At 43.3% G+C, this 21,044-nt stretch carries 19 protein-coding genes and 2 pseudogenes; 13 read left to right on the top strand and 8 right to left on the bottom strand.

Features of this window, described 5'->3' with window-relative positions; all coding sequences use genetic code 11:
- Positions 1-14 precede the first annotated feature (14 nt).
- The 8 genes from AC4CUX_RS00810 (at position 15) to AC4CUX_RS00775 (ending at position 5,850) form a co-directional block, all read left to right on the top strand.
- Complete coding sequence (locus AC4CUX_RS00810; protein WP_004982125.1) at positions 15-992, top strand: KpsF/GutQ family sugar-phosphate isomerase; 978 nt, start codon at positions 15-17, stop codon at positions 990-992.
- 3 nt (positions 993-995) lie between these two features.
- Positions 996-1,535: a KdsC family phosphatase gene (locus AC4CUX_RS00805; RefSeq protein ID WP_004982122.1), complete on the top strand. Its 540-nt coding sequence runs from the start codon at positions 996-998 to the stop codon at positions 1,533-1,535.
- A 34-nt stretch (positions 1,536-1,569) separates the two neighbouring features.
- Positions 1,570-2,112 carry an LPS export ABC transporter periplasmic protein LptC gene (lptC, locus tag AC4CUX_RS00800; RefSeq protein ID WP_201951789.1) on the top strand — a complete coding sequence of 181 codons (543 nt, stop codon included), beginning with the start codon at positions 1,570-1,572 and terminating at the stop codon, positions 2,110-2,112.
- Positions 2,102-2,668 (top strand): lipopolysaccharide transport periplasmic protein LptA, encoded by a 567-nt coding sequence (lptA, locus tag AC4CUX_RS00795; RefSeq protein WP_004982118.1) that lies wholly within the window; start codon positions 2,102-2,104, stop codon positions 2,666-2,668. Before lptC ends, lptA begins: the two co-directional genes overlap by 11 nt.
- Positions 2,668-3,414: an LPS export ABC transporter ATP-binding protein gene (gene lptB / locus AC4CUX_RS00790; RefSeq protein WP_004696348.1), complete on the top strand. Its 747-nt coding sequence runs from the start codon at positions 2,668-2,670 to the stop codon at positions 3,412-3,414. Before lptA ends, lptB begins: the two co-directional genes overlap by 1 nt.
- 264 nt (positions 3,415-3,678) lie before the next feature.
- Complete coding sequence (locus AC4CUX_RS00785) at positions 3,679-4,275, top strand: IMPACT family protein (protein WP_176537922.1); 597 nt, start codon at positions 3,679-3,681, stop codon at positions 4,273-4,275.
- On the top strand, positions 4,268-4,879 hold the full coding sequence (locus AC4CUX_RS00780) for an acyltransferase (protein ID WP_125273462.1): 612 nt from the start codon (positions 4,268-4,270) through the stop codon (positions 4,877-4,879). Before AC4CUX_RS00785 ends, AC4CUX_RS00780 begins: the two co-directional genes overlap by 8 nt.
- A 128-nt stretch (positions 4,880-5,007) precedes the next feature.
- Positions 5,008-5,850, top strand: a complete 843-nt coding sequence (locus AC4CUX_RS00775) for a universal stress protein (protein WP_004696353.1) — start codon at positions 5,008-5,010, stop codon at positions 5,848-5,850.
- Between the two features lie 141 nt (positions 5,851-5,991).
- Here AC4CUX_RS00775 and AC4CUX_RS00770 read toward each other — a convergent pair whose 3' ends face one another.
- From AC4CUX_RS00770 to fdxA, 3 genes are all read right to left on the bottom strand, one after another.
- Positions 5,992-6,657, bottom strand: a complete 666-nt coding sequence (locus AC4CUX_RS00770; RefSeq protein ID WP_201951786.1) for an O-methyltransferase — start codon at positions 6,655-6,657, stop codon at positions 5,992-5,994.
- A 133-nt stretch (positions 6,658-6,790) separates the two neighbouring features.
- Complete coding sequence (locus AC4CUX_RS00765) at positions 6,791-7,510, bottom strand: D-Ala-D-Ala carboxypeptidase family metallohydrolase (RefSeq protein ID WP_201951783.1); 720 nt, start codon at positions 7,508-7,510, stop codon at positions 6,791-6,793.
- 132 nt (positions 7,511-7,642) lie between these two features.
- A complete protein-coding gene (gene fdxA, locus AC4CUX_RS00760) occupies positions 7,643-7,966 on the bottom strand; it encodes a ferredoxin FdxA (protein ID WP_004696359.1) in 324 nt (107 codons plus the stop codon).
- 404 nt (positions 7,967-8,370) lie between these two features.
- Here fdxA and tnpA point away from each other — a divergent pair, with 404 nt between their 5' ends.
- The 5 genes and pseudogenes from tnpA to AC4CUX_RS00735 all read left to right on the top strand — a co-directional run.
- Positions 8,371-8,754 carry an IS66-like element accessory protein TnpA gene (gene tnpA, locus AC4CUX_RS00755; RefSeq protein ID WP_043041542.1) on the top strand — a complete coding sequence of 128 codons (384 nt, stop codon included), beginning with the start codon at positions 8,371-8,373 and terminating at the stop codon, positions 8,752-8,754.
- Positions 8,697-9,086, top strand: a complete 390-nt coding sequence (gene tnpB, locus AC4CUX_RS00750; RefSeq protein WP_101598935.1) for an IS66 family insertion sequence element accessory protein TnpB — start codon at positions 8,697-8,699, stop codon at positions 9,084-9,086. Before tnpA ends, tnpB begins: the two co-directional genes overlap by 58 nt.
- A 74-nt stretch (positions 9,087-9,160) precedes the next feature.
- Positions 9,161-10,540: pseudogene (gene tnpC, locus AC4CUX_RS00745) on the top strand (IS66 family transposase); the annotation flags it as partial.
- A 576-nt stretch (positions 10,541-11,116) separates the two neighbouring features.
- Complete coding sequence (ltrA, locus tag AC4CUX_RS00740; protein ID WP_005167203.1) at positions 11,117-12,778, top strand: group II intron reverse transcriptase/maturase; 1,662 nt, start codon at positions 11,117-11,119, stop codon at positions 12,776-12,778.
- Between the two features lie 104 nt (positions 12,779-12,882).
- Positions 12,883-13,110, top strand: a pseudogene (locus tag AC4CUX_RS00735) (transposase domain-containing protein); the annotation flags it as partial.
- Between the two features lie 218 nt (positions 13,111-13,328).
- On the opposite strand, the gene mutS reads toward AC4CUX_RS00735, so the two are convergent.
- From mutS to AC4CUX_RS00710, 5 genes are all read right to left on the bottom strand, one after another.
- Entirely contained in the window at positions 13,329-15,962 is a 2,634-nt protein-coding gene (gene mutS, locus AC4CUX_RS00730; protein WP_201951780.1) for a DNA mismatch repair protein MutS, read from the bottom strand.
- Between the two features lie 252 nt (positions 15,963-16,214).
- On the bottom strand, positions 16,215-18,221 hold the full coding sequence (locus AC4CUX_RS00725; RefSeq protein WP_201951777.1) for an esterase/lipase family protein: 2,007 nt from the start codon (positions 18,219-18,221) through the stop codon (positions 16,215-16,217).
- A gap of 132 nt (positions 18,222-18,353) precedes the next feature.
- Positions 18,354-19,256, bottom strand: coding sequence for an ABUW_2363 family tetratricopeptide repeat lipoprotein (locus tag AC4CUX_RS00720; protein WP_201951776.1), 903 nt, complete (start codon positions 19,254-19,256; stop codon positions 18,354-18,356).
- A 123-nt stretch (positions 19,257-19,379) separates the two neighbouring features.
- Positions 19,380-20,189, bottom strand: a complete 810-nt coding sequence (gene cysE, locus AC4CUX_RS00715; protein WP_201951774.1) for a serine O-acetyltransferase — start codon at positions 20,187-20,189, stop codon at positions 19,380-19,382.
- Positions 20,182-21,030, bottom strand: a complete 849-nt coding sequence (locus tag AC4CUX_RS00710; protein WP_005400658.1) for an RNA methyltransferase — start codon at positions 21,028-21,030, stop codon at positions 20,182-20,184. Before AC4CUX_RS00710 ends, cysE begins: the two co-directional genes overlap by 8 nt.
- Between the last annotated feature and the right edge of the window lie 14 nt (positions 21,031-21,044).

Raw genomic sequence — 21,044 nt, 5'->3', positions numbered from 1 at the left:
TGAATTCTGAAAATATGTCAAATCCCATTGATTTCCAAAAAGTTGCTTTAGAAACACTAGAGATAGAGCGTCAGGCACTCTCGGTACTTGCTAAGCAAATCGATGATCGTTTTAGCCGTGCTTGTGAAATTATCTTAAAGTGCAAAGGTCGCTTAGTCATTACTGGCATGGGGAAATCAGGGCATATTGGCCGAAAAATGGCAGCCACCTTTGCCTCTACAGGTACACCATCATTCTTTATGCATCCAGGTGAAGCGGGGCATGGTGATTTGGGGATGTTGGTTGCAGGTGATGTGCTGATTGCGATTTCAAACTCGGGCAAGAGTGATGAAATCATGATGCTGATGCCTTTGATCAAATATTTAGGTGTGCCTTTAATTACCATTAGTGGTGATGAGCGTGGGCCGATGCCACAGAATGCTGATGTGGCGCTGACGTTGGGCAATATTCAAGAAGCGTGTCCATTGGGGCTAGCACCAACATCGAGTACAACGGCGACTTTAGCTTTGGGTGATGCATTGGCTGTTGCACTGTTAGATGCACGCGGGTTTACTTCAGATGACTTTGCACGCTCGCATCCTGCGGGTGCTTTGGGTAAACGCTTGTTATTACATGTGAAGCATTTAATGCACACTGGAGACGAACTACCGAAAGTGTCTCCAGATACAGCAATGAACAAAGTTCTGTACGAAATCTCTAACAAACGCCTAGGTTTAACCACAATTGTGGATGACAATGATCATCTATTGGGGATTTTTACTGATGGTGACTTACGCCGTTTGATTGATAAACAGCAAGGTTTTGATGTGAACTTGGCAGTGTCTGATGTAATGATTAAGAGCCCGCTGACGATTTCACCTGAAGCGCGTGCTGTTGAAGCATTAGAGCGAATGAATGAAAAGAAAATCAACCAATTTGTCGTTGTTGATGAGAGCAATAAAGTCATTGGTGTTTTGAGTATGCATGACCTGATTCAAGCTGGGGTAAATTAAAAAATGGCTTCTTATATTTTGTTAGAACAAGCGCGTTATGTAGAAGCTCTAGTTTTGGACGTTGATGGTATTTTAAGTGATGGTTTTGTGACTTTGACTAACTCGGGAGACGAAATCAAATCTTTCGATATCCGTGATGGTTTAGGCATGAAACTGGTTCAGCAAGCTGGTGTGAAAGTGATTATTATCACAGGACGTAAAAGTCAGATCGTAGAAAAACGGATGTCTGATTTGGGCGTAGACCTTGTTTATCAAGGCCGTGAAGACAAAGGTGTTGCACTGCGCGAGGCTTGTGCAAAATTTGGTATTTCACCCGAAGACTGTTTATACATGGGCGATGACTGGCCTGACCTATCTGCATTTGCTATTGCCGGCATGAAAGTAACCGTGCCAAATGGTCATTTAGAAGTGCGTCGTCGTGCCGATTTGGTGACTCAAGCGATGGGTGGACGTGGCGCGGTACGCGAAATCTGCGATATGATTTTACAAGCCAAAGGTGTATACGAAACTTTACTTGAAAAGTACACCGCAGTCCCGCATTAATCTGTATGCATGCATGAGAGTTTAGTTAACATTTATGGATACTAAAGTTTTATATATCACTGCTGTAGCCATTGCGGCTATCAGTAGTGGTTATTACTATTACAGCGGAAAAGGGCAAAAGCTCGAGGTCGATGGTGCTCAAAGCATGACCTATTCTGCTGAGCAGATCCAACTGACTCAAACAGATGAGCAGGGTAATTTATACGTCCGCGCAAAAGTAGATCGTCTTGAGCAGGACATGCAAAAGAAAACCTCTAAGTTAGAGAACTTAAATGCTGAGATGTATAAAGATGGAAAAGTGGATGCAACTTTCTATGCCAAGCAAGCCAATGGTATCAACGACAACGAAAAAGTCGTTCTGACAAACCAAGTGGTTGCAAAGAAAATGTTGGATCAAGGTCAGATGCAGTTTGAGACTGCAGAACTGACCACGTTTCCACAGACGCGTGAATTGGAATCTCAGCATCAAGTGGTTGTCACTACACCACAAGCAGAATTTGTCAGTCAGGGCTTAAAAGCGAATTTAAATACGGGTCAATATGACTTTTTCCATATTCGAGGGAAGTATGAACCATAATCCAAAATTTTCTATTTCGAAAACTTTCCTCAAGCAAACACTTGCACTGAGTTTAGGTGTGGCTGTTTCAACTTTTGCCTTGGCACTGCCAAGTGACCGTAGTAAAGCGATTTCGTTGGTGGCAGATCGAGCAACGTTTAATGAAAAAACGGGCGTTACGACGTATACAGGCAATGTCATCATTGAACAGGGTACGATGAAACTACAAGCAGATTCAATTGTTGCCAATTTAAATCAAACCCGTCAAATTAGCACCATTACGGCCAATGGTAAGCCTGCACGTTTCCAGCAGCAAGTCAGTACCAATAAAGGTATTGCCAAAGGTCAGGCACAAAAAATTATTTATAATGCAGAAACAGGTATTATTACCTTATCAGGCAGCGCACTTCTAGAACAAGATGGTGCCAGTATTCGCGGTAATACATTACGTTATAGTATGAACAAAGGTGATATCGAAGCGATTGGTACACCAAACAGCAGTGGTTCGTCGAGTGGTCGTGTTCAAATTGTGATCCCACCTTCAGGTTCTCAATCCTTCCCAGGAGCGCGTGACTAATGGAGCAAACTCTCAATCAGCCACAAACCCTATGTATTAAGCATCTCGCGAAAAACTACAGTAAGCGCTGGGTAGTGAAAGACGTATCTTTTAGCATGCAAAGCGGACAAATTGTAGGTTTGCTCGGTCCTAACGGTGCAGGGAAAACCACCAGTTTCTACATGGTGGTTGGACTGGTGCGTATGGATAAAGGTGAAATTCATCTTGATGACCTAGATATGTCTGATTTGGCCATGCATGAACGTGCGCGTAAAGGCATTGGTTACTTACCTCAAGAAGCATCAATTTTTAGAAAACTCACCATTTCTGAAAATATTATGTCGATTTTGGAAACGCGCAAAGATCTAAATAAAGAACAACGTAAACAGCGTTTGCATGAATTACTGGCAGATTTCAAAATTAGCCATATTAAAGATTCATTGGGTATGAGTGTGTCTGGTGGTGAACGTCGTCGTGCTGAAATCGCACGTGCGCTGGCAGCCGATCCAAAATTTATGTTACTCGATGAGCCTTTTGCTGGGGTTGACCCAATTTCAGTGGGTGATATTAAAGATATTATTCGTACTCTAAAAGACCGTGGTATTGGCGTTCTTATTACGGATCATAACGTTCGTGAGACTTTGGCGATTTGTGAACGTGCTTATATCGTGAGTGAGGGTGCGGTGATTGCTGAAGGTTCTCCAGATGAAATCTTAGCCAATGAAACCGTGCGTCAAGTTTACCTTGGTGATGACTTCACTGTATAAGCCTTTTCTGCGCCAAGAAAATAATTGGCGCAGATATCCCTCTCATATGTTTAATCGATCGCTTTGCATTGAATTAATAATAGGGTATTCCTTTATATATTCAAACTGTGCGCTCTACCATCCTTTTGAAATCGCTTCTTTCAGCATGCTCCACAGTATGCATGTCTGTTTATTTTGTGTGGGCTTAAAGCGAAAAGCCATTTTCATGCGATAGCTGATTGAAAATACGTTATAATTTTTTGTGAAATTTTTAAAAATTACGCTATGCCATTTACCATCTCTAGTTTAGTGAGCTATGAAGAAGACATTAAGAAAAGTCGTTTTCAAGCTTTTGCTGTGCCTGTAGAAAATGAACAAGCCGTTAAAGATTTTCTAGAGCAATATAAAGATATCAGCACCACGCATCAGTGCTGGGCATGGAAAATTGGCCACAATGTTCGTTTTAATGATGACGGTGAACCTTCAGGTACCGCAGGTCGTCCTATTTTAGCGACCATTGAAGGCAATGAACTGACCAATATTTTGGTTTTGGTCAATCGTTGGTATGGTGGTGTCAAGCTAGGCACAGGCGGGCTGGTACGTGCTTATGGTGGAACTGCAGGACAGTGTTTACTGTTGGCTGAAAAAATAGAGCTCATTGAGAAGAAAAAAGTGCATTTTGCCTGCCAATTTAATGAATGGGCAATTTTCCAGTACGAGCTGAATAGCCAGCAGATTGAGTTTAATGAGCAATATACTGCTGATGGCGTACTTGTAGAAGCATTATTACAAGTGCATCAGATTGAAGCGCTCAGACTTAAAATACAAGACGTAACCCGTGGGCGTGAAGCGTTAAAAATTGTGGATGACCATCATGACTGATCCCTTATTAAAATATCGTGAGCAGCATAAGCATCGCTTAAACTATATGCCCTGGTTATATTGGTCACTCAAGCCTAAAAACCGTGTGTGGGCTGAAGCATGGCAGCAAGAATACCAAGCTTATCTAATGGAAATGGAAACCGTTGAAATTGGTCAAAACTGTTTTATTTCTCCATTGGCACACATATTTGCAGAGCCTGGTCGTAAAATTGTCATTGGGGACAACACTTTTATTGCTGCCGATTGTACTTTGCATGGGCCTTTAGAGATTGGCAGCGAAGTCGCGATCAACCATCATTGTATTTTAGATGGTGGTCGTGTGGGGATTAAGTTACATGATCAAGTGCGTATTGCGGCTTATTGTCACTTATATGCCTTTGATCATGGCATGGCACTCAGCGATCCGATTTATCAACAGCCTGTACGTTCACAAGGGATAGAAATTGGTCGGGATGTTTGGTTGGGTGCACATGTGGGCGTGAAAGATGGAGTGAAAATTGGCGCACATGCTGTGGTGGGGATGAATAGTATGGTCACCAAAGATATCGCCGAGCAATCGATTGTTGCTGGCAATCCCGCACAGTTTATTCGTTTACGTGATTAAGATATCAAAGAATATTGAACATTTATCAATACTTAATTACATAAAAACCTGCCATCAAAAAAAAAGATATGCTAAGTTTAGAACAACAATGAGACCTTATACCAAATGCGGTGTAATGAGAGGCGATAATGAAACGAGTCATTGCATGTATTGATTCTTCCCCTTGTATCAATGCTCTAGCAGAAGCTGCGGCGTGGATTGCAAAACAGACGGGGCGGGAATTGGTCCTTTTACAAGTTTTGGATTATTATCCTGCAAGTTATCACTTAGGTGAAATTAGCGGGGTAATTGGATTTGAAAGCAATGCAATGTTGCTCAAAGAGCTGGCTGAATTAGAGCAAAAACAAAGTGAACTTGCGCTCAGTTATAGCAATAATTTACTCGATCATATTTCTAAACTCATTCTCGAAACGCATGGCCTGCATACGACGCATATTCAAGAAAAGGGTGACTTTCTAGAGCAAAGTTTTAACTTATTGCATGAAGATGACATTGTGGTGATTGGCCGTGTGGGTGAGAAATCGGCTGAACGCAATAAACCGTTGGGCAGTAATGTTGAGAATTTTATCCGTGGCGCAAACTGTACCGTCATGACGGTAGGCGATAGTTTTAAGCCACCTACGCGCTTTATCTTTGCCTACGAGTATTCACCGACGTGTGTGAAGATGATGAAGCGGATTGCGCAAAGTGATTTACTGCGCCTCTTACAATGCCATTTGGTTTATGTCGGTGACCACCCTGAAATTTTAAGAGAGCCTGAACAGTATCTGAAAGATGCAAATTTGGATGTGATTACAGAATATCGTTATGGCGACGTGGCTGAAAATATTCTGGAATACCAAAATGAGCATGGCATACAACTGATTGTGCTCGGTGCGTTCAGCCACAGTAAAATTCATCAGTTCTTCTTGGGCAGTATTGCAACCACCATTTTTAGGAATGCCAAAGTTCCTTTACTGGTTGCCCGTTAATTTAGAGTGATTTATCTAAATTGGAACTGTTTTATCCATAGTTATCCGCATTAATTGTGGATAACTATATGGACAGTAAATGTAAGTTTATAATTTATATAAGCTTAAATTAATCGATTGTTTTTTAATCTAAGTTTTAGCTTATTTTACAATGGCTAAGGCAAATCCATCATGTCCTTTGCTACCGACCGTTTGAAGTGCGGTGCACGACAAAATTTTCGGATGGTTTTGCATCGCTTTGAACATATCTCGAATTCCTTCAATACTTGGTTTGTGATTTTCAGGATTGATAATATCGCCTGCACGAATCACGTTATCGAGGAAAATCAAAGTACCTGAATGAGATAGGTTCAGACTTAATTCCAAATACTCTGGGTAGCTTTGTTTATCGGCATCAATAAAAATAAAGTCGAAAGGTTCAATGTCTGCTGGCAGTGATTTAAGGATATCTGCTGCACGTCCACATTTGAGTTCAATTGTTTGTTTGAGCTGAGCTTTGTCGATATTTTCTTGGCCGATCGCTGCATGCGTATCACGCCCTTCAATCGTTAAAATATAGCCGTCTTCAGGTAAAGCACGCGCTAACCACATGGTGCTATAGGCAGCAAAAGTGCCAAGCTCTAGCACGCGCTTACATTGATTCATTTGAATCAGCATTTGTAAAAGCATGCCTTGGTTCGGTGCAACAGCTAAGTGATCTGGAAAACCATGCTTCTCTGTATTTTCTAAAGTTTGCAGTAGAATGGAGTCTTCAGGAATTAAATGTGCATCGATATAGTTATCAATCTCTGTCCACATTTGTTGCATAGCATGTTCACCTTGGTTGCGATGTGGAGCATTTTAAACTTTTATTTTCAGAGTGCAATTTTTCCGACCATATTTGTTGAAATCAATGCTCAAAAAAAAAGAGGTCATATTGACCCCTTTTATTTTTTAAAAATTAGTAACTACACATCGAAGAATTGCGACTGAGGTCTGGGCCCCATGTACGATATCCTTGGGTATCAATGTGAATCTGACCAGAAGCATATAAACCTAAGCCCATGTTCAAGCTCTGACCATGTTGGGTCCAAAATTGGCATAGACGATATTTTGTATTTTCAATATAAGCATAATCTTCAGGTTGTGGGTTTTCAGACCCAATTCGAAAATCGATAGCAGAATTGAATAAGTGGCGTGACGAGTTTGCACCGCCAGCACATTGGTTTAAAGGCAGATCACGATAAACTGAAGTGACTTCAAAATCGGTCAGTACTTTGGCTGCAACTAAATATTTGAACACTTTTAAGGTCGCAATTTGGTTTTTCCAAAGTTCACGATTGGGCACCATATATTGTGCTCGACCACATTTTTGCCAGTCACGCGCTGTTCTGAGTAGTTCAAAGCTTGGGATGATATTTCCCACACCATTGCGTTCAAGAAAAACTTCATACTCACGTACGCGTGCTAGCGTGTCACCGACAGACATCCAAGCATTGTAGGTATAAGGAATAATTTTAGGTGGAGCAGGGCGGTCAAAACTAATTTTCTCTTGCGGGATAAAAATACGTTTTCCATCAGGAGTTGTGATGGTCTGGCCTTTGTGGGATGAAGTCATACAGCCAATCATCACCAAGGGGATTATGCTAACCGCAAATAATCCCTTTAAAAATTTCTTCATTATAGAAATCAAATATTTAAAAAATACGCCTATTATTTTAATCCAAATTTGTGAGGAAAAATTGGAAATATTGCAATCAAATGTGTGTTTTAGGTATAAAAAAAGATCAGCTTATGCTGATCTTTTTCTGGCTTACTTTTCTAAGTATTGTAACTTATCTGCTTTACCGTTCCATTCTTCACGGTCAGCAGGTTGGTCACCAATCTGGGTAATGTTCGGCCAAGTTTGTGATAACTCAGCATTTAGTTCAATAAATACTTCTTGACCTTCTGGCAGTTCATCTTCAGAGAAAATTGCATTTGCTGGACATTCAGGTTCACACAGTGCGCAATCGATACATTCATCCGGATTGATCACTAGAAAGTTTGGACCTTCATAGAAACAGTCTACTGGACAGACTTCTACGCAGTCTTGATATTTACATTTAATACAATTTTCAGTGACAACAAAGGTCATGGCGAAGGCTACCTAAAAATATGGTTCTAATAACTAATGTGTATTTTAGGCAAAAACAGCATCAACTAACAATTGCTTTTATTGATATTTGTTATTTATATGCGTGAAATAAGACTATGTTTATGATTTTTATTAGAATGTGTATTGATTTTAAAGGGGGTTTTATGGGAGAAATCGAGCTTTAAGAAATTATAGAAAACAATAACTTAAATAATAGTTTTTTAGGTGCAACTTATGTCACATCTGCAAATGGTAAAGAGATTCCAATATCAAAATCATTCCATGTAATTTTTGATCTGAATGCATAGAACTTAGTCAGTAAGCGTCCGCTGAACACACCTTATGAATTCATCCTATAAGCCTTAATTTAGTCCCCACTTAAAAACAAGTGGGGACTAAAATTTATGACTACAAATCACCAGACATCCATCGCATCTCTTGCGAAAAAACGAAGAACATACAGTGCTGAATTTAAACAGCAGATCGTTCAGGCTTGTAAAGCACCGGACGTTTCAATTGCTTCGGTCGCTTTGCAACATGGATTGAATACAAATCTTGTATCCAAATGGATTCGCTTAATTGATGCTAAGCTAGGGAATGATCGCTCACCACTACCGAATAAACCTGCATTTATTGCCTTATCTTGCTCTGCACCATTAGATCCTACTCCTACTGACATGTTAAAGGTTCAAATTACTTTACCCCACTCAAAAGCAGAAATTGGCTTGAAATGGCAAGTATCAGAAATATCTGCTTTAGCAGAATTACTCAAGGCACTTGCAACATGATCCGCATTGATGAAATCTGGCTTTCTACCCAACCTCTGGATATGCGAGCAGGGATGGATACGGCTATGGCTCAGGTGCTGAGAGCCTTTGGCTACATTAAACCGCATTGTGCTTACCTGTTCTGTAATAAACGTGGCCATCGCATGAAAGTGCTGGTACATGATGGACTGGGCATCTGGCTGTGTGCCCGGCGGTTGGAACAGGGCAAATTTCACTGGGCTAAAGTTCACCAGGGTGAAAGCGTAGCCCTCAGCCCGGAACAGTTACAGGCACTGATCCAGGGTTTGCCCTGGCAGCGCATTGGACGACAGCAGGTAGTGACGATGCTCTAAACCAGGTTGGTGCATTCTGCTATTCTCCAAACGTTCTATTTCCTCTGCGTCATGACCTCAGGCATACTGCGGTCATGAATACGCTGCCTGACTTAAGCCAACTGACCCATGAACAACTGCTGGAATTTACCAGACAGTTGGCAATGCAGCATCAACAACTCGCAGAAGATAACCAACAATTAGATACCAAAGTTCAGCATCTTGAAGCATGCAACCAACATCTTTCCATTCTCAATCAAAAATACGAGCATGAACTGGCGCTGTTTAAAAAGCACAAATTCGGCAGTAAAAACGAACATCTCACCGCAAAACAAATCCATCTCTGGGATGAAGCGGTCGAAGAAGATATTGCAGCCGTTGATTTGGAACTGGAACGGCTGAATGCAGATAAAACCGATGCAGCGACACACAAAGCCAAAGCAAATAAACCTAAACGTCGACTGCTGCCCGATCATCTACACACCATCCGTATTGAGCATGAACCTGCATCAACCCAATGCAGTTGTGGCTGCCAGTTACGTCGTATCGGCGAAGATATCAGTGAAAAACTGCATTTCAGACCGGCACAGTTCTATAAGGAACAGCATGTACGTGGCAAATGGGTCTGTGATCAGTGTGACACCCTGACTCAGCAAGCGATGCCCGCCTATGTGATTGATAAAGGCATTGCTTCACCTGAACTGCTCAGCCATGTGCTGGTATCGAAGTATGCCGATCATTTACCGCTGTACCGTCAACGTCTGATCTATCAGCGGGCGGGAATCGAGCTTTCTAGATCAACGTTATCTGACTGGATAGGTCGCTGCGGTGTAGAACTGGAGCCTCTGGCCAATGCCTTAAAAGAGGTGGTGCTGCAACAGCAGGTGCTGCATGCAGATGAAACACCAGTCACCATTATGCGGATGGGTGATGATGAGAAAAAACCGAAGAAAGGTTATGTCTGGGCCTATGCCACTACACAGTACAATCCAGTTCAGGCAGTGATCTATGACTTTCAAGATAGTCGTTCAGGCCAGCATGCTGAAGAGTTCTTGAAAGGCTGGCAGGGCTATCTGGTCTGTGATGATTACAGTGGTTATAAAGCACGCTTTAAATCAGGCCAGGTCATTGAGGTGGGCTGCATGGCCCATGCACGTCGTAAATTCCATGAACTGCATGTGACCGGGAAAAGTCAGGTCGCTGAACAGGCATTGGTGCTGATTCAGAAACTGTATGCGATAGAAGCAGAACTCAGGAAAAAAACCGATGGTACGGCAGAACAGCGCCGCGAATACCGACAACAGCATAGTCAACCGGTGATGCAACAACTGTATGAATGGCTTAACCAACATCAACTGACTGTGCCATCGAGTTCTCCAACCGCCAAGGCCATCAATTACACTCTGAAGCGTTGGCCAGCTTTAAGCCGCTATCTGGATGATGGCAATCTACCTATAGATAATAATTGGGTGGAAGTGCGACACGAAGTCGCTTAATGAAGTTGTTCCCCCCTGCGGGAACCACCCGTGTCACCGGGTGAATCTAGAAGGCTGAATAAAGAGCGCCTTCGACAATGTAACGAGGCACCGCAAGGTGCGGGGTATCAATCGTGAGAGGCGTACCCTTCTGGCAGCCATAGCCGGACAAGGGCTAGATAATCGGTATGGTGAACACATGTGAATCTGCGTAACGATCGTTAAGTTGAACGAGCGGAAATGGCTGATACGCTCGAACCAAAACGGTAATGGAGGTGGGAATTGCGTCTTTCGACTACGCATTCGTGACCCATACGCCTCCCGGTCGATAGCAGGCACCTAAGCCGATGTACTTCAGTAAGCGGAACGTGGAAATCCCGTATTACTCCCATTGGGAAAGCAGTTTGCAAAAACTGCCCATGGTGATGCGGGCGAAGGAACGAGGAAAAAGCGAATGCCAGTCTGTAATGGGTTGGATAGAGGTTGAAACATTACCCCACGCGAAAGCGGGCTGACGTCCTTATGGTCTCTCATCACAAGAGAGTGTGTAGAACCCTTTTAATGGAGGGAGAGCAAATGAATGCAGCAGTATCAGCGTGTGCACCTTCCAGCACATCGTGGGACAGCATCGATTGGATTGCTGTACAGCGTCATGTCAGAGGGCTGCAAGCGCGTATTGTGAAGGCGGTACAAGACGGCAGGCATAACAAGGCGAAAGCTTTGCAATGGCTGCTGACTCACTCGTTTAGTGGCAAAGCATTGGCCGTCAAACGAGTGTCTGAAAACAAAGGCAAAAACACGGCTGGGGTCGACAAGGTGACTTGGAATACACCCAAGGCCAAGACCGGTGCGATGATGTCGTTGAAGAGGCGAGGTTACACGCCCCTTCCGCTTCGGAGAGTCCTTATTCCGAAGAAAAATGGCAAGATGAGACCTCTTGGGATACCCACGATGAAATGCCGGGCCATGCAGGCGCTCCATCTGCTGGCTTTGGAACCCATCGCGGAGACCATCGCTGATCGGAACTCTTATGGGTTCAGACCGCAACGCTCAACCGCGGATGCTGCAGCACAGTGCTTTGGTGTGCTGTCAAGAAAAGTAAGTGCGGAGTGGGTGCTAGAGGGTGACATTCAAGGCTGTTTCGACAATATCAGCCATGACTGGATGATCGCCAACCTCCCAATGGACAAGGTGATTCTACGGAAATGGCTCAAAGCCGGTTACGTCTACCAAAGCAAGCTGTTTCCCAGTCTTTCCGGAACACCGCAAGGAGGTATTATCTCCCCGGTGCTGGCCAACATGACCTTGGACGGACTGGAAACGATGCTGGCGAAGAGGTTCTCTAACGCCAAATGGACAGGCAAAAAGCTGCAACTGGTACGGTATGCGGATGATTTCATCATCACGGGGTATTCTAAAGAGTGGCTCGAAAATGAAGTTCGTCCTGCCGTGGTTGAATTTCTGGCGCAGCGCGGTCTCGTGCTCTCTCAGGAAAAGACCAAAATCACGCACATAGGGAACGGGTTCGATTTTCTTGGCTGGAACGTACGTAAGTACAACGGCAAGCTACTGATCAAGCCGTCAAAGGCAAACATCAGCGCTCATCTTGACAAGCTGCGAGCATTAATCAATGCAAACAAAGCGACACGACAGGCCACTTTGATCGGTTTGCTCAACCCGATTCTAAGGGGTTGGGCCAACTATCACAGTCATGTCGTTGCCAAGAAGGTTTTCAACCAGGTAGACAACGCAGTGTGGGAAATGCTCTGGCGATGGGCTGTACGTCGCCACCCTCGCAAGACACTCCGATGGGTCAAAGATCGGTATTTCAAAGTACAAGGAGCGCGTCGATGGGTGTTCTCATGTGATGAACAGTCCGCCGATGGTCGGAAGCGACAATACACATTAGTGTCTGCCTCGGACACGCCAATTGTGCGACATATCAAGATCAAGGCTGCTGCTAACCCTCATGACCCCGCATGGGATGAGTACTTCGAATCCCGATGGGGTAAAAGAATGCTGGTCTCCGCAAAGGGGCGAGCCAAGCTGTATCGGGTGTGGCTAAAACAAGGTGGTCGCTGCTGCGCCTGTCTTAAACCAGTCACCAAAGATACACCATGGCACAGCCGTCATATTGTGAAGCTAAGTCATGGTGGAACGGATGCAGTTGCTAATCTTGAGATTTACCATCTGTATTGTCCGAGGAGTGTTCAGTTTGCCAATGTCAACGATGTATAACCGGGTGCCGAATGGCGCCTTAGCAGAGGCTTGAGCCGTGTGCTGGGAAACTCGCATGCACGGTTCTTAGGGGGTTGGACGTAGGTAACTGCGTCTGACTACCCGACAACCAGATGCGACCTTGGGCGTTGGGACGTAAGAATTGGCTATTTGCAGGTTCGCTGCGCAGCGGTCAGCGAGCAGCCAATATCATGACATTAATCCAGTCAGCAAAGCTGAATGGGCTGGATCCGTATGCCTATTTAAGTGATGTTCTGAAAAGGTTGCCGACACATAAAGTGACCCAAATAGAAGAATTACTGCCACACCGCTGGAAATCCAACTCAAATTAAAAAATAGGCATGGGATTCAGCGGACGCTTACCTTAGTCATTTATGAGTTGGTATTACTAATCCATTGGTGAACTGATTGTCCTGTATAAAAATTAAGTATGATTGAGTTCCTTGCTGTTAAATTTGATAAAAACTGAACATTCTGGTGAAAACTGCTTTTAACAATAAAAAAGACCGTCATTTTGACGGTCTAAATGAGTTGCTAAAATCGAAAGCGATTATGAATGTAACTGATCTTTCAATGCATAAAGCTGCTGTAAAGCTTCACGTGGACTTAAGTTATCAACATCAATACTCTTAAGTAGTTCAAGTGCGGCAGAAGGTTTCTCAATTTCGACCACACGTTCAATGATTTCAAGTTCAGGTGTTTCTATCACGGCAAACAAATCATTTTGAACGACTTTAGGTTTTTGCAGTTGTTGCTTCTCTAAAATTTTCAGACGATTTTGTGCTTCTTTGATCACACTGGCAGGAATTCCCGCCAATTTTGCTACCTGTAAGCCGTGACTTTGACTCGCTGGCCCATGTTGGACTTTATGTAACAAAATGAGGTTGCCATTGAGTTCTTTTGCAGTGACATGGTAGTTATCAATAGCAGTTTCTTTGGCCAGCTCGGTCAGTTCAAAGTAGTGTGTGGCAAATAAACATAAGCATTTAATGCGTTTGGTTAAGTCAAGTACGCAAGCCCATGCCAAAGATAAACCATCATAGGTACTGGTGCCACGACCAACTTCATCCATCAGAACCAGCGACTGATTGGTTGCATGATGTAGGATTTGCGAGGTCTCAGTCATTTCCACCATAAAGGTCGATTTGCCTGTAGATAGGTCATCTGCAGAACCAATGCGGGTAAAGATTCGATCAATAGGACCTAATACTGCCGATTGAGCTGGTACATATGAACCACAATAGGCCAATAGGCTAATTAAAGCAGTTTGACGCATAAAGGTTGATTTACCGCCCATGTTAGGACCCGTAATAATGGCCATACGGTGGTTGAAGTCAAGTGTCGTGTCATTCGGTGTAAATGTAGCTTTGTTCAACGCCTCAACCACTGGATGACGTCCTGCAATAATTTTAACCCCAATTTCTGGACTATACTCAGGACGTGACCAATTGCGTAAGCGAGCCTGATGTGCAAAGTTCGCTAAGAGGTCGATCTGCGCAATAGCGCTGCTCATCATTTGTAAATGACCAATGTCGGCGCGGAGTTCATCTAAAAGCATTTCGAACAGCATTTTTTCGCGAGCTAATGCACGGGATTCACTCGAAAGCACTTTGTCTTCAAAGGTTTTTAGCTCAGGCGTGATATAACGCTCAGCATTTTTTAAGGTCTGACGACGAATGTAGTGATCAGGTGCTTGCTCGGCTTGCGCACGGGTCAATTCAATGTAATACCCGCTGACACGGTTATAGCCAATTTTTAAGGTCGAAATGCCAGTATTTTGACGTTCTTGAATTTCAAGGTCGATCAAGTACTGTCCTGCATGATCGCGGATTTTACGGAGTTCATCGAGTTCATGATCAAAACCTTCCGCTATCACATTTCCATCTCGTAAAAGCACAGGTGGATGTTCAACGATGGCAGACATTAAACGTTGATGTAAGCCATGGAAATCACCCAATTCCTCATTCAATTGGGTAATGAGTGCGGACTGTTTACTTTGAATCACGGGTTGAATGGCATGACGTAAATAAGGGACTTGCGCACAGGCTTGGCGCAGTTGCACTAAGTCACGCGGACGGGCGCTACCTAAAGCCACCCGACTGAGGACACGTTCGATGTCTCCAATCTCTTTTAATACTAAACGGACTGGTGATTCATGGTAACCATCCACAAGACTCTTAGTGGCATCTAAACGTGCGTCTAAGAGCTTGGTATCACGTAACGGTTGCATCAGTGTACGACTAAGTAAACGTCCACCCATTGCCGTTTGACAGTCATTGATGAGTTGAAATAATGACGTGCCGTGTTCAAACAGAGGCTCAACTAGCTCTAAGTTTCTACGTGTCACAGGGTCAAGCGCAATGAAATCACTGCTTTGTTCAAGCTGAATAGAGCGAATATGCGGTAAGGCTGTTTTTTGCGTTTCTTTGGCATAATGAATCAGCGATGCTGCTGCTGCTTTGGCAAGCGGCAAATGGTCAATACCGAAACCAGCTAAAGTCGATACAGCAAACTGATCACATAAAGTTTTTTGTGCATTGTTTAAATTAAAGTCGACATTGGGACGGCGTGTTACAGGGCAGTCGAGCAGTTTTTTAATGTGTTCAATGATATTGGGGTCGACAATATTTTCATCGACCAAAATTTCACTTGGCATCAGACGAGACAGTTCAATACCGAGTTGCTCAAGCTGAAACTCTTGTTGCTGAACTTTGAATAAACCTGCACTTAAATCTAACAGCGCAATACCAATTTCGTTTTGTTGTACGCAAAGCGCGACAAGATTTGAACTTTGATGTGCAGTCAGTAAGGCATCATCTGTCAGTGTACCTGGGGTAATAATCCGGACAACGCCACGTTCAACAGGGGCCTTACCTGTGACTTCACCAATTTGCTCGCAAATAACGACGGTTTCGCCTTTTTTCACCAAGCGAGCAAGGTAGCCTTCAGCTGCATGGTAAGGAACACCTGCCATAGGGATGGGTTCACCATTGGCTTTGCCACGATGGGTCAGGGTAATCCCGAGAAGTTTAGCGGCCTTGTGTGCATCTTCAAAGAACAGCTCGTAGAAGTCACCCATACGATAGAACATCAAAGAGTGCGGATGTTGCATTTTGACGCCCATGTACTGTTGCATCATGGGTGTGAGTGTGGACAAATCAGTTATGATTCCCGAATTGCTCATGTAGGTGAAATCCTTAAATCTTTGAAAATGCACAATATAAAAATAGACCGAGCGACACCGCTTACCGTGTGTATTTATGCGCTATGAACAGCTATTGTATGAATGGCAATATCTTAGCAAAATTGAAAACGACTAAACAATAAATCATCTATAAAGCGAACAGTTGTTAAACAGCCAAGTGATTATTGCTGTAGGCATTAGGTGTAAAGCAAAAATAAAAAAGCCTAAACATCTGTTTAGGCTTTTTAAGATTTAAGGCTTATACAGACCGAGTTCAGTCAGCTGCAACCGTAGGATACGACGTATCTCAAGAACAGCTTCAGGCGTTTCTTGAATAGAATGTCCACCTTTAATAATCTTCTCAGACAATGCACCATCTAGATGGGCACTCGTATAAGGCACGACATCGTCTGTAATGATATTGATGTCATCACTTTTGGTCGCATTCCCCATGATGCTGTGGAATTTCATGCCTTTGTATGGAACGACGTTTTTAGTTAACCGAGTGAAGTTAGAGTTCTTGCTGAGATCACTTGGCCCATTTTGTATGAGTCCATTATCTACATCTTTAATAAATTCTTGTAGGTCAGGGTCACTACTTTGTATAACATCGGTCAGTGCCCCCAAAAATGCACCTGGTAGACGAATGACTTTACGCGCCGCGAGGGTAAACCAGCGGTCAGCAAACTCTGTCCCACGATGTGGCGCTGCTAAGAAAATGGCCCGACTGAAATTTGGAATCGGTTGAATGTCGAGGCGCGATTTAAACAGAGGATCATTTTTAAATTGTTGCACACGTCGATTGGGTAGCAGTTTCATTGCCGCAGGGGTTAAGTCAGCATCGCTTACCAAAAGCCGCGCAATAATACCGCCCATACTATGACCCACTAGCACGGCATCCTTTTTGGCAGGCGCTTTGCTATCGACCAAATTAAAACTTTGTTGAATGATTGCATAGATTTGGAAACGACTTTCCAAAATTGGCATATTGGTCGAGTAGAACACTTGCCAGACTTGATAGTGTTCACGTAGCACGGGATCGCCCATGACATCATTCGTCAAACGAATCCATGCCTCTGGACTACTGGCTAGTCCGTGAACGAGCACCACCACTTTTTTATTTGGGTTGTACGGCTCAAGCATGTATAGGTGCGGCATAGTGAGGCGTGCATCACGATCAATCAGTGATAAATACGCGGCTTTACCTAAATTGTTTTGTGCCAACCATAAGCCATAAGGCGCAGAAAAGTTTGCAGCAAGAGGGTAACTTTTGCCTGCAATTTTCGCAGATTCAAACTTATAGGGATCATAAGCTGAGATTTCAAACTCAGGGTTGTTTAAGATCTCATCGATATTGGATGCAGAGCGTGGTTGTGCGGTAATAGTCGCTGCTAAATAACGGGCATTGTGAATGTTAGGATTACGACCATTGGTGTACTGATAATGCAGTGGATCGACAATATATTTGGCTTTTTCTGGTGAGGTGTCATTGTGCTCGGGTGGGAGGACAATCAGAAACTCTGAACCAAAACCATCGCGACGTGTGATAGAGCGTAGGCCTGAAAAGTTCATATTGTAAGTTGACATCAGTTGTTCAACTTGACGGTTTTTTAAAAGTGGGTAGTTGTCATAATTTATGCGGTAAATACTTTGCCCCACTTTTATTTGATTGCCGACTTCAGATGGCCCATGGCGTAAGCGATAACTATTTACAAGCTTAGCGATAGCTTGGTTATAAAAGTCACGGAGTTGGACTTGACGGTTATCAAAAATACGGTCTTGCGGGCCACGTTTGGTGTTAAACATGTAGGCATAACTATAGCGAATGCTTTTATCCAGCATGCCAAGTTGTTGATCTAGGCAGTTTTGGTAGTTTTGTTTTTGTAGCGCCTGTTTTTCTTCAGAGTGTGTCTTGGCTAAAATACTTACTTTACAGGCTGATGATTTTTCTAAGGAAAGTGCTTTAGCGAGATAGAGTTCGCTGGCAGTAGAGAGGAGCTGTTCATCTTGAATTTGTGGAATTTGTTTGAGTTCACTGACGCATTCTTCAGGTTGCTCTGAACAGATTTTGGCTTCTCGACCCGTCATAGACAGCACGTTTAGACTCGCTTCACTGAGCTTATCCCGCGTTAAAATACTCTCACGCTCATTGGTAATCGTGACGTTCAGTGATTGATTTTTCACACTGACCACTTGGCAACCACTCAAGAGCGAAAATAGAGTGGTTACCATCAAGGTGCTACGGATGTATTTAGGCATAAAAAGCGTCGACTACCGTTTATTCTTTTGAATTTTTTAAATCATACGATAATTCTCGGATTTATCAATACGCCTAAAATAAAAATAGACCGAAAATTCGGTCTATTTTTAGGTACATCAGAAGTGATGGAATTATTTTGCAGTATTTAGAACTTGCCAAACATTCCAACGACCTTGTTTTTCAATTTCATTAATCAAGCGATCCGCAACTTCGGCTTCTTGTGGATATTTCAGCTTGTAGTTTTTCAAGGTTTGCACCGCATTTTTCTTTTGTTCCATAGCAATGTAGTTATTTGCTGTCGCTAAATAGGCTTCTTGAACACCAGATTTCATTGCTTTATCGAGGTATGGCATTGCTTCGCGTTGACCACCACCTTCAGACAAAGCAAAACCGAACCAGAAGTTTGCTTCAGGGTCTTCTTGGTTAATTTTTAAAATACGCTGTGCATAAGCCAAAGATTTGGTGGTATAGACTGAACCAAGGTCTAAATTACGTGCCATAACGCTGGCTTTGAACGCACGAACCAGCACATCAAATGAAGCATTGTCTTTCGATGCTAACGTATCAAGCTGTTGTGTCACTTCTTTTAGTTTTAACTCAAAACCTTTACGTTCTTGGCGTTCCGTAAAGCGCGGTGGGTAGTGACGGGCTTTGCCTTCAACCAACTGTAAGAAGTCATCAATTTCAGTAATGTCGACTTCATTGTCGCCCGCCAGTACGGCAAACTTCAACTGACGGTCTTTGCTGTTTACGGTTGGAATAATCAGTTTATTGGTGTCTAAAACCATTTTTTTAGATGGATCGTCAGAGCGAGTCACTTCCATTTTTGTTACAGGCTGAGCCGCTGCTTTTTTTAAGTTAATTTCAAATGGAGGTGGCGCATCATAATTAAATGGATTGAGTGCATAAAATGGTGCAGTTAATTCAGGCTCTGTAAAAACGATGGTATCACTATTGTTCTTCGTTGGGTTTGAGCTACACGCTGTTAAAAACGAGACAGCAAGAACAGCAACCGCTAAGGGTTTAAGCATCATAAGGTTCATCCATTCATTATTTTAAGAAGTGGTATAAAAGGCATGTTCGTCAGTCTAAAAAAACTCTGATGAACATGCAAGGTTTGCTATAGGCAGGTTTTCAAAAACTAACACTTTTCATGTTTAGTCATTGGATGGCAGGCTTTGAGCTTCACATTCGCGGCGTACATCTTCCAAAATTTTCAATTCTTCAGCACTAAAGGGTTGTTCATTTTGTTGTTGCTTTTTAAAAGTTGGATCAAGCAAAGATAAGCGTTGGCAAAGGGTATTCATCCGTTTTTCATTCAGCTGAATGCGGTCAAGTAGAACACGCATACCTTCAAGAATTGGATCAGACTGGTCTTGCGTTGCAGCATAAGGTTGGAAACCAATACTTTCTGCATAATCGCGACGACGTGTTTCTGCTTCATCTTTCGGTTTATCTTTAGAAATAAAGCGTGCAGGGTTACCAACTGCGGTGGTGTCGGCTGGAACAGCTTTGGTGACGACTGCATTTGAGCCGACTTTCGCATTTTTACCGACAGTAAAAGGGCCTAAAATTTTAGCACCAGCACCAACTACTACACCGTCTTCTAAGGTCGGGTGGCGTTTGCCTTTATTCCACGTGGTCCCACCTAAAGTGACACCATGATATAGGGTCACATCATCACCAATTTCAGCGGTTTCACCAATCACGACGCCCATGCCGTGGTCAATAAAAAAACGATGACCAATTTTAGCACCTGGGTGAATTTCAATACCTGTTGCAAAACGGCTAAAAGAAGACAATAAACGTGCTGAGCCTTTACATTCTTTTTTCCATAACTCATGCGCCATACGGTGCATGATCAAGGCATGAATGCCTGGATATGTGGTTAGAACTTCTAAAGTGTTTCGTGCCGCAGGATCGCGCGCGAATACAGCTTGTATATCTTCTTTGAGCTGTTTAAGCATTAGATTGATCCTCTGTTTGATCCGTATTTGACTTTTTCCATGTGCCGTTATTTAAAGCTTGTACACGACTAAAAATACCACGAAGTAAATGATATTCCATACGATCTAATTGTATACGTCCAAAAAGACGACGCAAGCGTAAAGGCAGTAATCGAGGATTTTTTGGATCTAAAAATTCAATCTCGGCCAACATTTTTTCAATGTGCGGATAGAACTGTTCCATTTGCTCATGGGTGACCAAAGGCTCATCCCACTGCATAGACTCAGTATCTGTTACAGGCATGGTTGCAGTTTCATCTTTACCGCTTTCCACAGCAGCAAGAGTTGCCATACGCATTTCATAACAAATCACTTGAATGGCTTGAGCCACATTTAGCACGCCATAGTCTGTATTTACAGGAATGGTGACATGATAGTTAGCCATGGCCAGTTCTTCGTTGGTCAGTCCGCGGTCTTCACGGCCAAATACAACAGCAACGTCTTGCTGATCATTCACCACTGCTGAAATTGATTTTTCAGCTGCGGGACGTGCGTCTAGCAAGGGCCAAGGAATGGTACGACTACGCGCACTCGTGCCAAACACTAAATGGCAGTCTTTGATGGCATCGGCAAGGGTTTCAACGATTTCAATCTGCTCAATTAAATCAGTTGCACCCGCAGCCAAAGCATCGATATCGGGATGCGGATAGGTTTTTGGCGCAACCAAAACCAGTTTTGAGAGTCCCATCGTTTTCATGGCACGCAGTGCGCTACCAATGTTCGCAGGGAGTGTAGTATTGACCATGACAATACGCACATGGGAGAGATGCGCTGAAACAGCGGCATTGTCAAATTGGCTCATGATTTTTCCAATGA

It is taken from the genome of Acinetobacter sp. 231_lipA (assembly GCF_058243005.1).
The sequence above is the reverse complement of the archived record's forward strand: the minus strand, read 5'-3'. Positions and strand labels throughout refer to the sequence as shown.

Coding starts and splice junctions, on each gene's coding strand:
- AC4CUX_RS00805 (WP_004982122.1), top strand. CDS start 996: ATGGCTTCTTATATTTTGTTAGAACAAGCGCGTTATGTAGAAGCTCTA.
- tnpB (WP_101598935.1), top strand. CDS start 8,697: ATGGCAAGTATCAGAAATATCTGCTTTAGCAGAATTACTCAAGGCACT.
- AC4CUX_RS00785 (WP_176537922.1), top strand. CDS start 3,679: ATGCCATTTACCATCTCTAGTTTAGTGAGCTATGAAGAAGACATTAAG.
- lptB (WP_004696348.1), top strand. CDS start 2,668: ATGGAGCAAACTCTCAATCAGCCACAAACCCTATGTATTAAGCATCTC.
- AC4CUX_RS00810 (WP_004982125.1), top strand. CDS start 15: ATGTCAAATCCCATTGATTTCCAAAAAGTTGCTTTAGAAACACTAGAG.
- AC4CUX_RS00710 (WP_005400658.1), bottom strand. CDS start 21,030: ATGAGCCAATTTGACAATGCCGCTGTTTCAGCGCATCTCTCCCATGTG.
- lptA (WP_004982118.1), top strand. CDS start 2,102: ATGAACCATAATCCAAAATTTTCTATTTCGAAAACTTTCCTCAAGCAA.
- cysE (WP_201951774.1), bottom strand. CDS start 20,189: ATGCTTAAACAGCTCAAAGAAGATATACAAGCTGTATTCGCGCGCGAT.
- ltrA (WP_005167203.1), top strand. CDS start 11,117: ATGAATGCAGCAGTATCAGCGTGTGCACCTTCCAGCACATCGTGGGAC.
- AC4CUX_RS00765 (WP_201951783.1), bottom strand. CDS start 7,510: ATGAAGAAATTTTTAAAGGGATTATTTGCGGTTAGCATAATCCCCTTG.
- AC4CUX_RS00770 (WP_201951786.1), bottom strand. CDS start 6,657: ATGCAACAAATGTGGACAGAGATTGATAACTATATCGATGCACATTTA.
- fdxA (WP_004696359.1), bottom strand. CDS start 7,966: ATGACCTTTGTTGTCACTGAAAATTGTATTAAATGTAAATATCAAGAC.
- lptC (WP_201951789.1), top strand. CDS start 1,570: ATGGATACTAAAGTTTTATATATCACTGCTGTAGCCATTGCGGCTATC.
- tnpA (WP_043041542.1), top strand. CDS start 8,371: ATGACTACAAATCACCAGACATCCATCGCATCTCTTGCGAAAAAACGA.
- AC4CUX_RS00725 (WP_201951777.1), bottom strand. CDS start 18,221: ATGCCTAAATACATCCGTAGCACCTTGATGGTAACCACTCTATTTTCG.
- mutS (WP_201951780.1), bottom strand. CDS start 15,962: ATGAGCAATTCGGGAATCATAACTGATTTGTCCACACTCACACCCATG.
- AC4CUX_RS00720 (WP_201951776.1), bottom strand. CDS start 19,256: ATGATGCTTAAACCCTTAGCGGTTGCTGTTCTTGCTGTCTCGTTTTTA.
- AC4CUX_RS00775 (WP_004696353.1), top strand. CDS start 5,008: ATGAAACGAGTCATTGCATGTATTGATTCTTCCCCTTGTATCAATGCT.
- AC4CUX_RS00780 (WP_125273462.1), top strand. CDS start 4,268: ATGACTGATCCCTTATTAAAATATCGTGAGCAGCATAAGCATCGCTTA.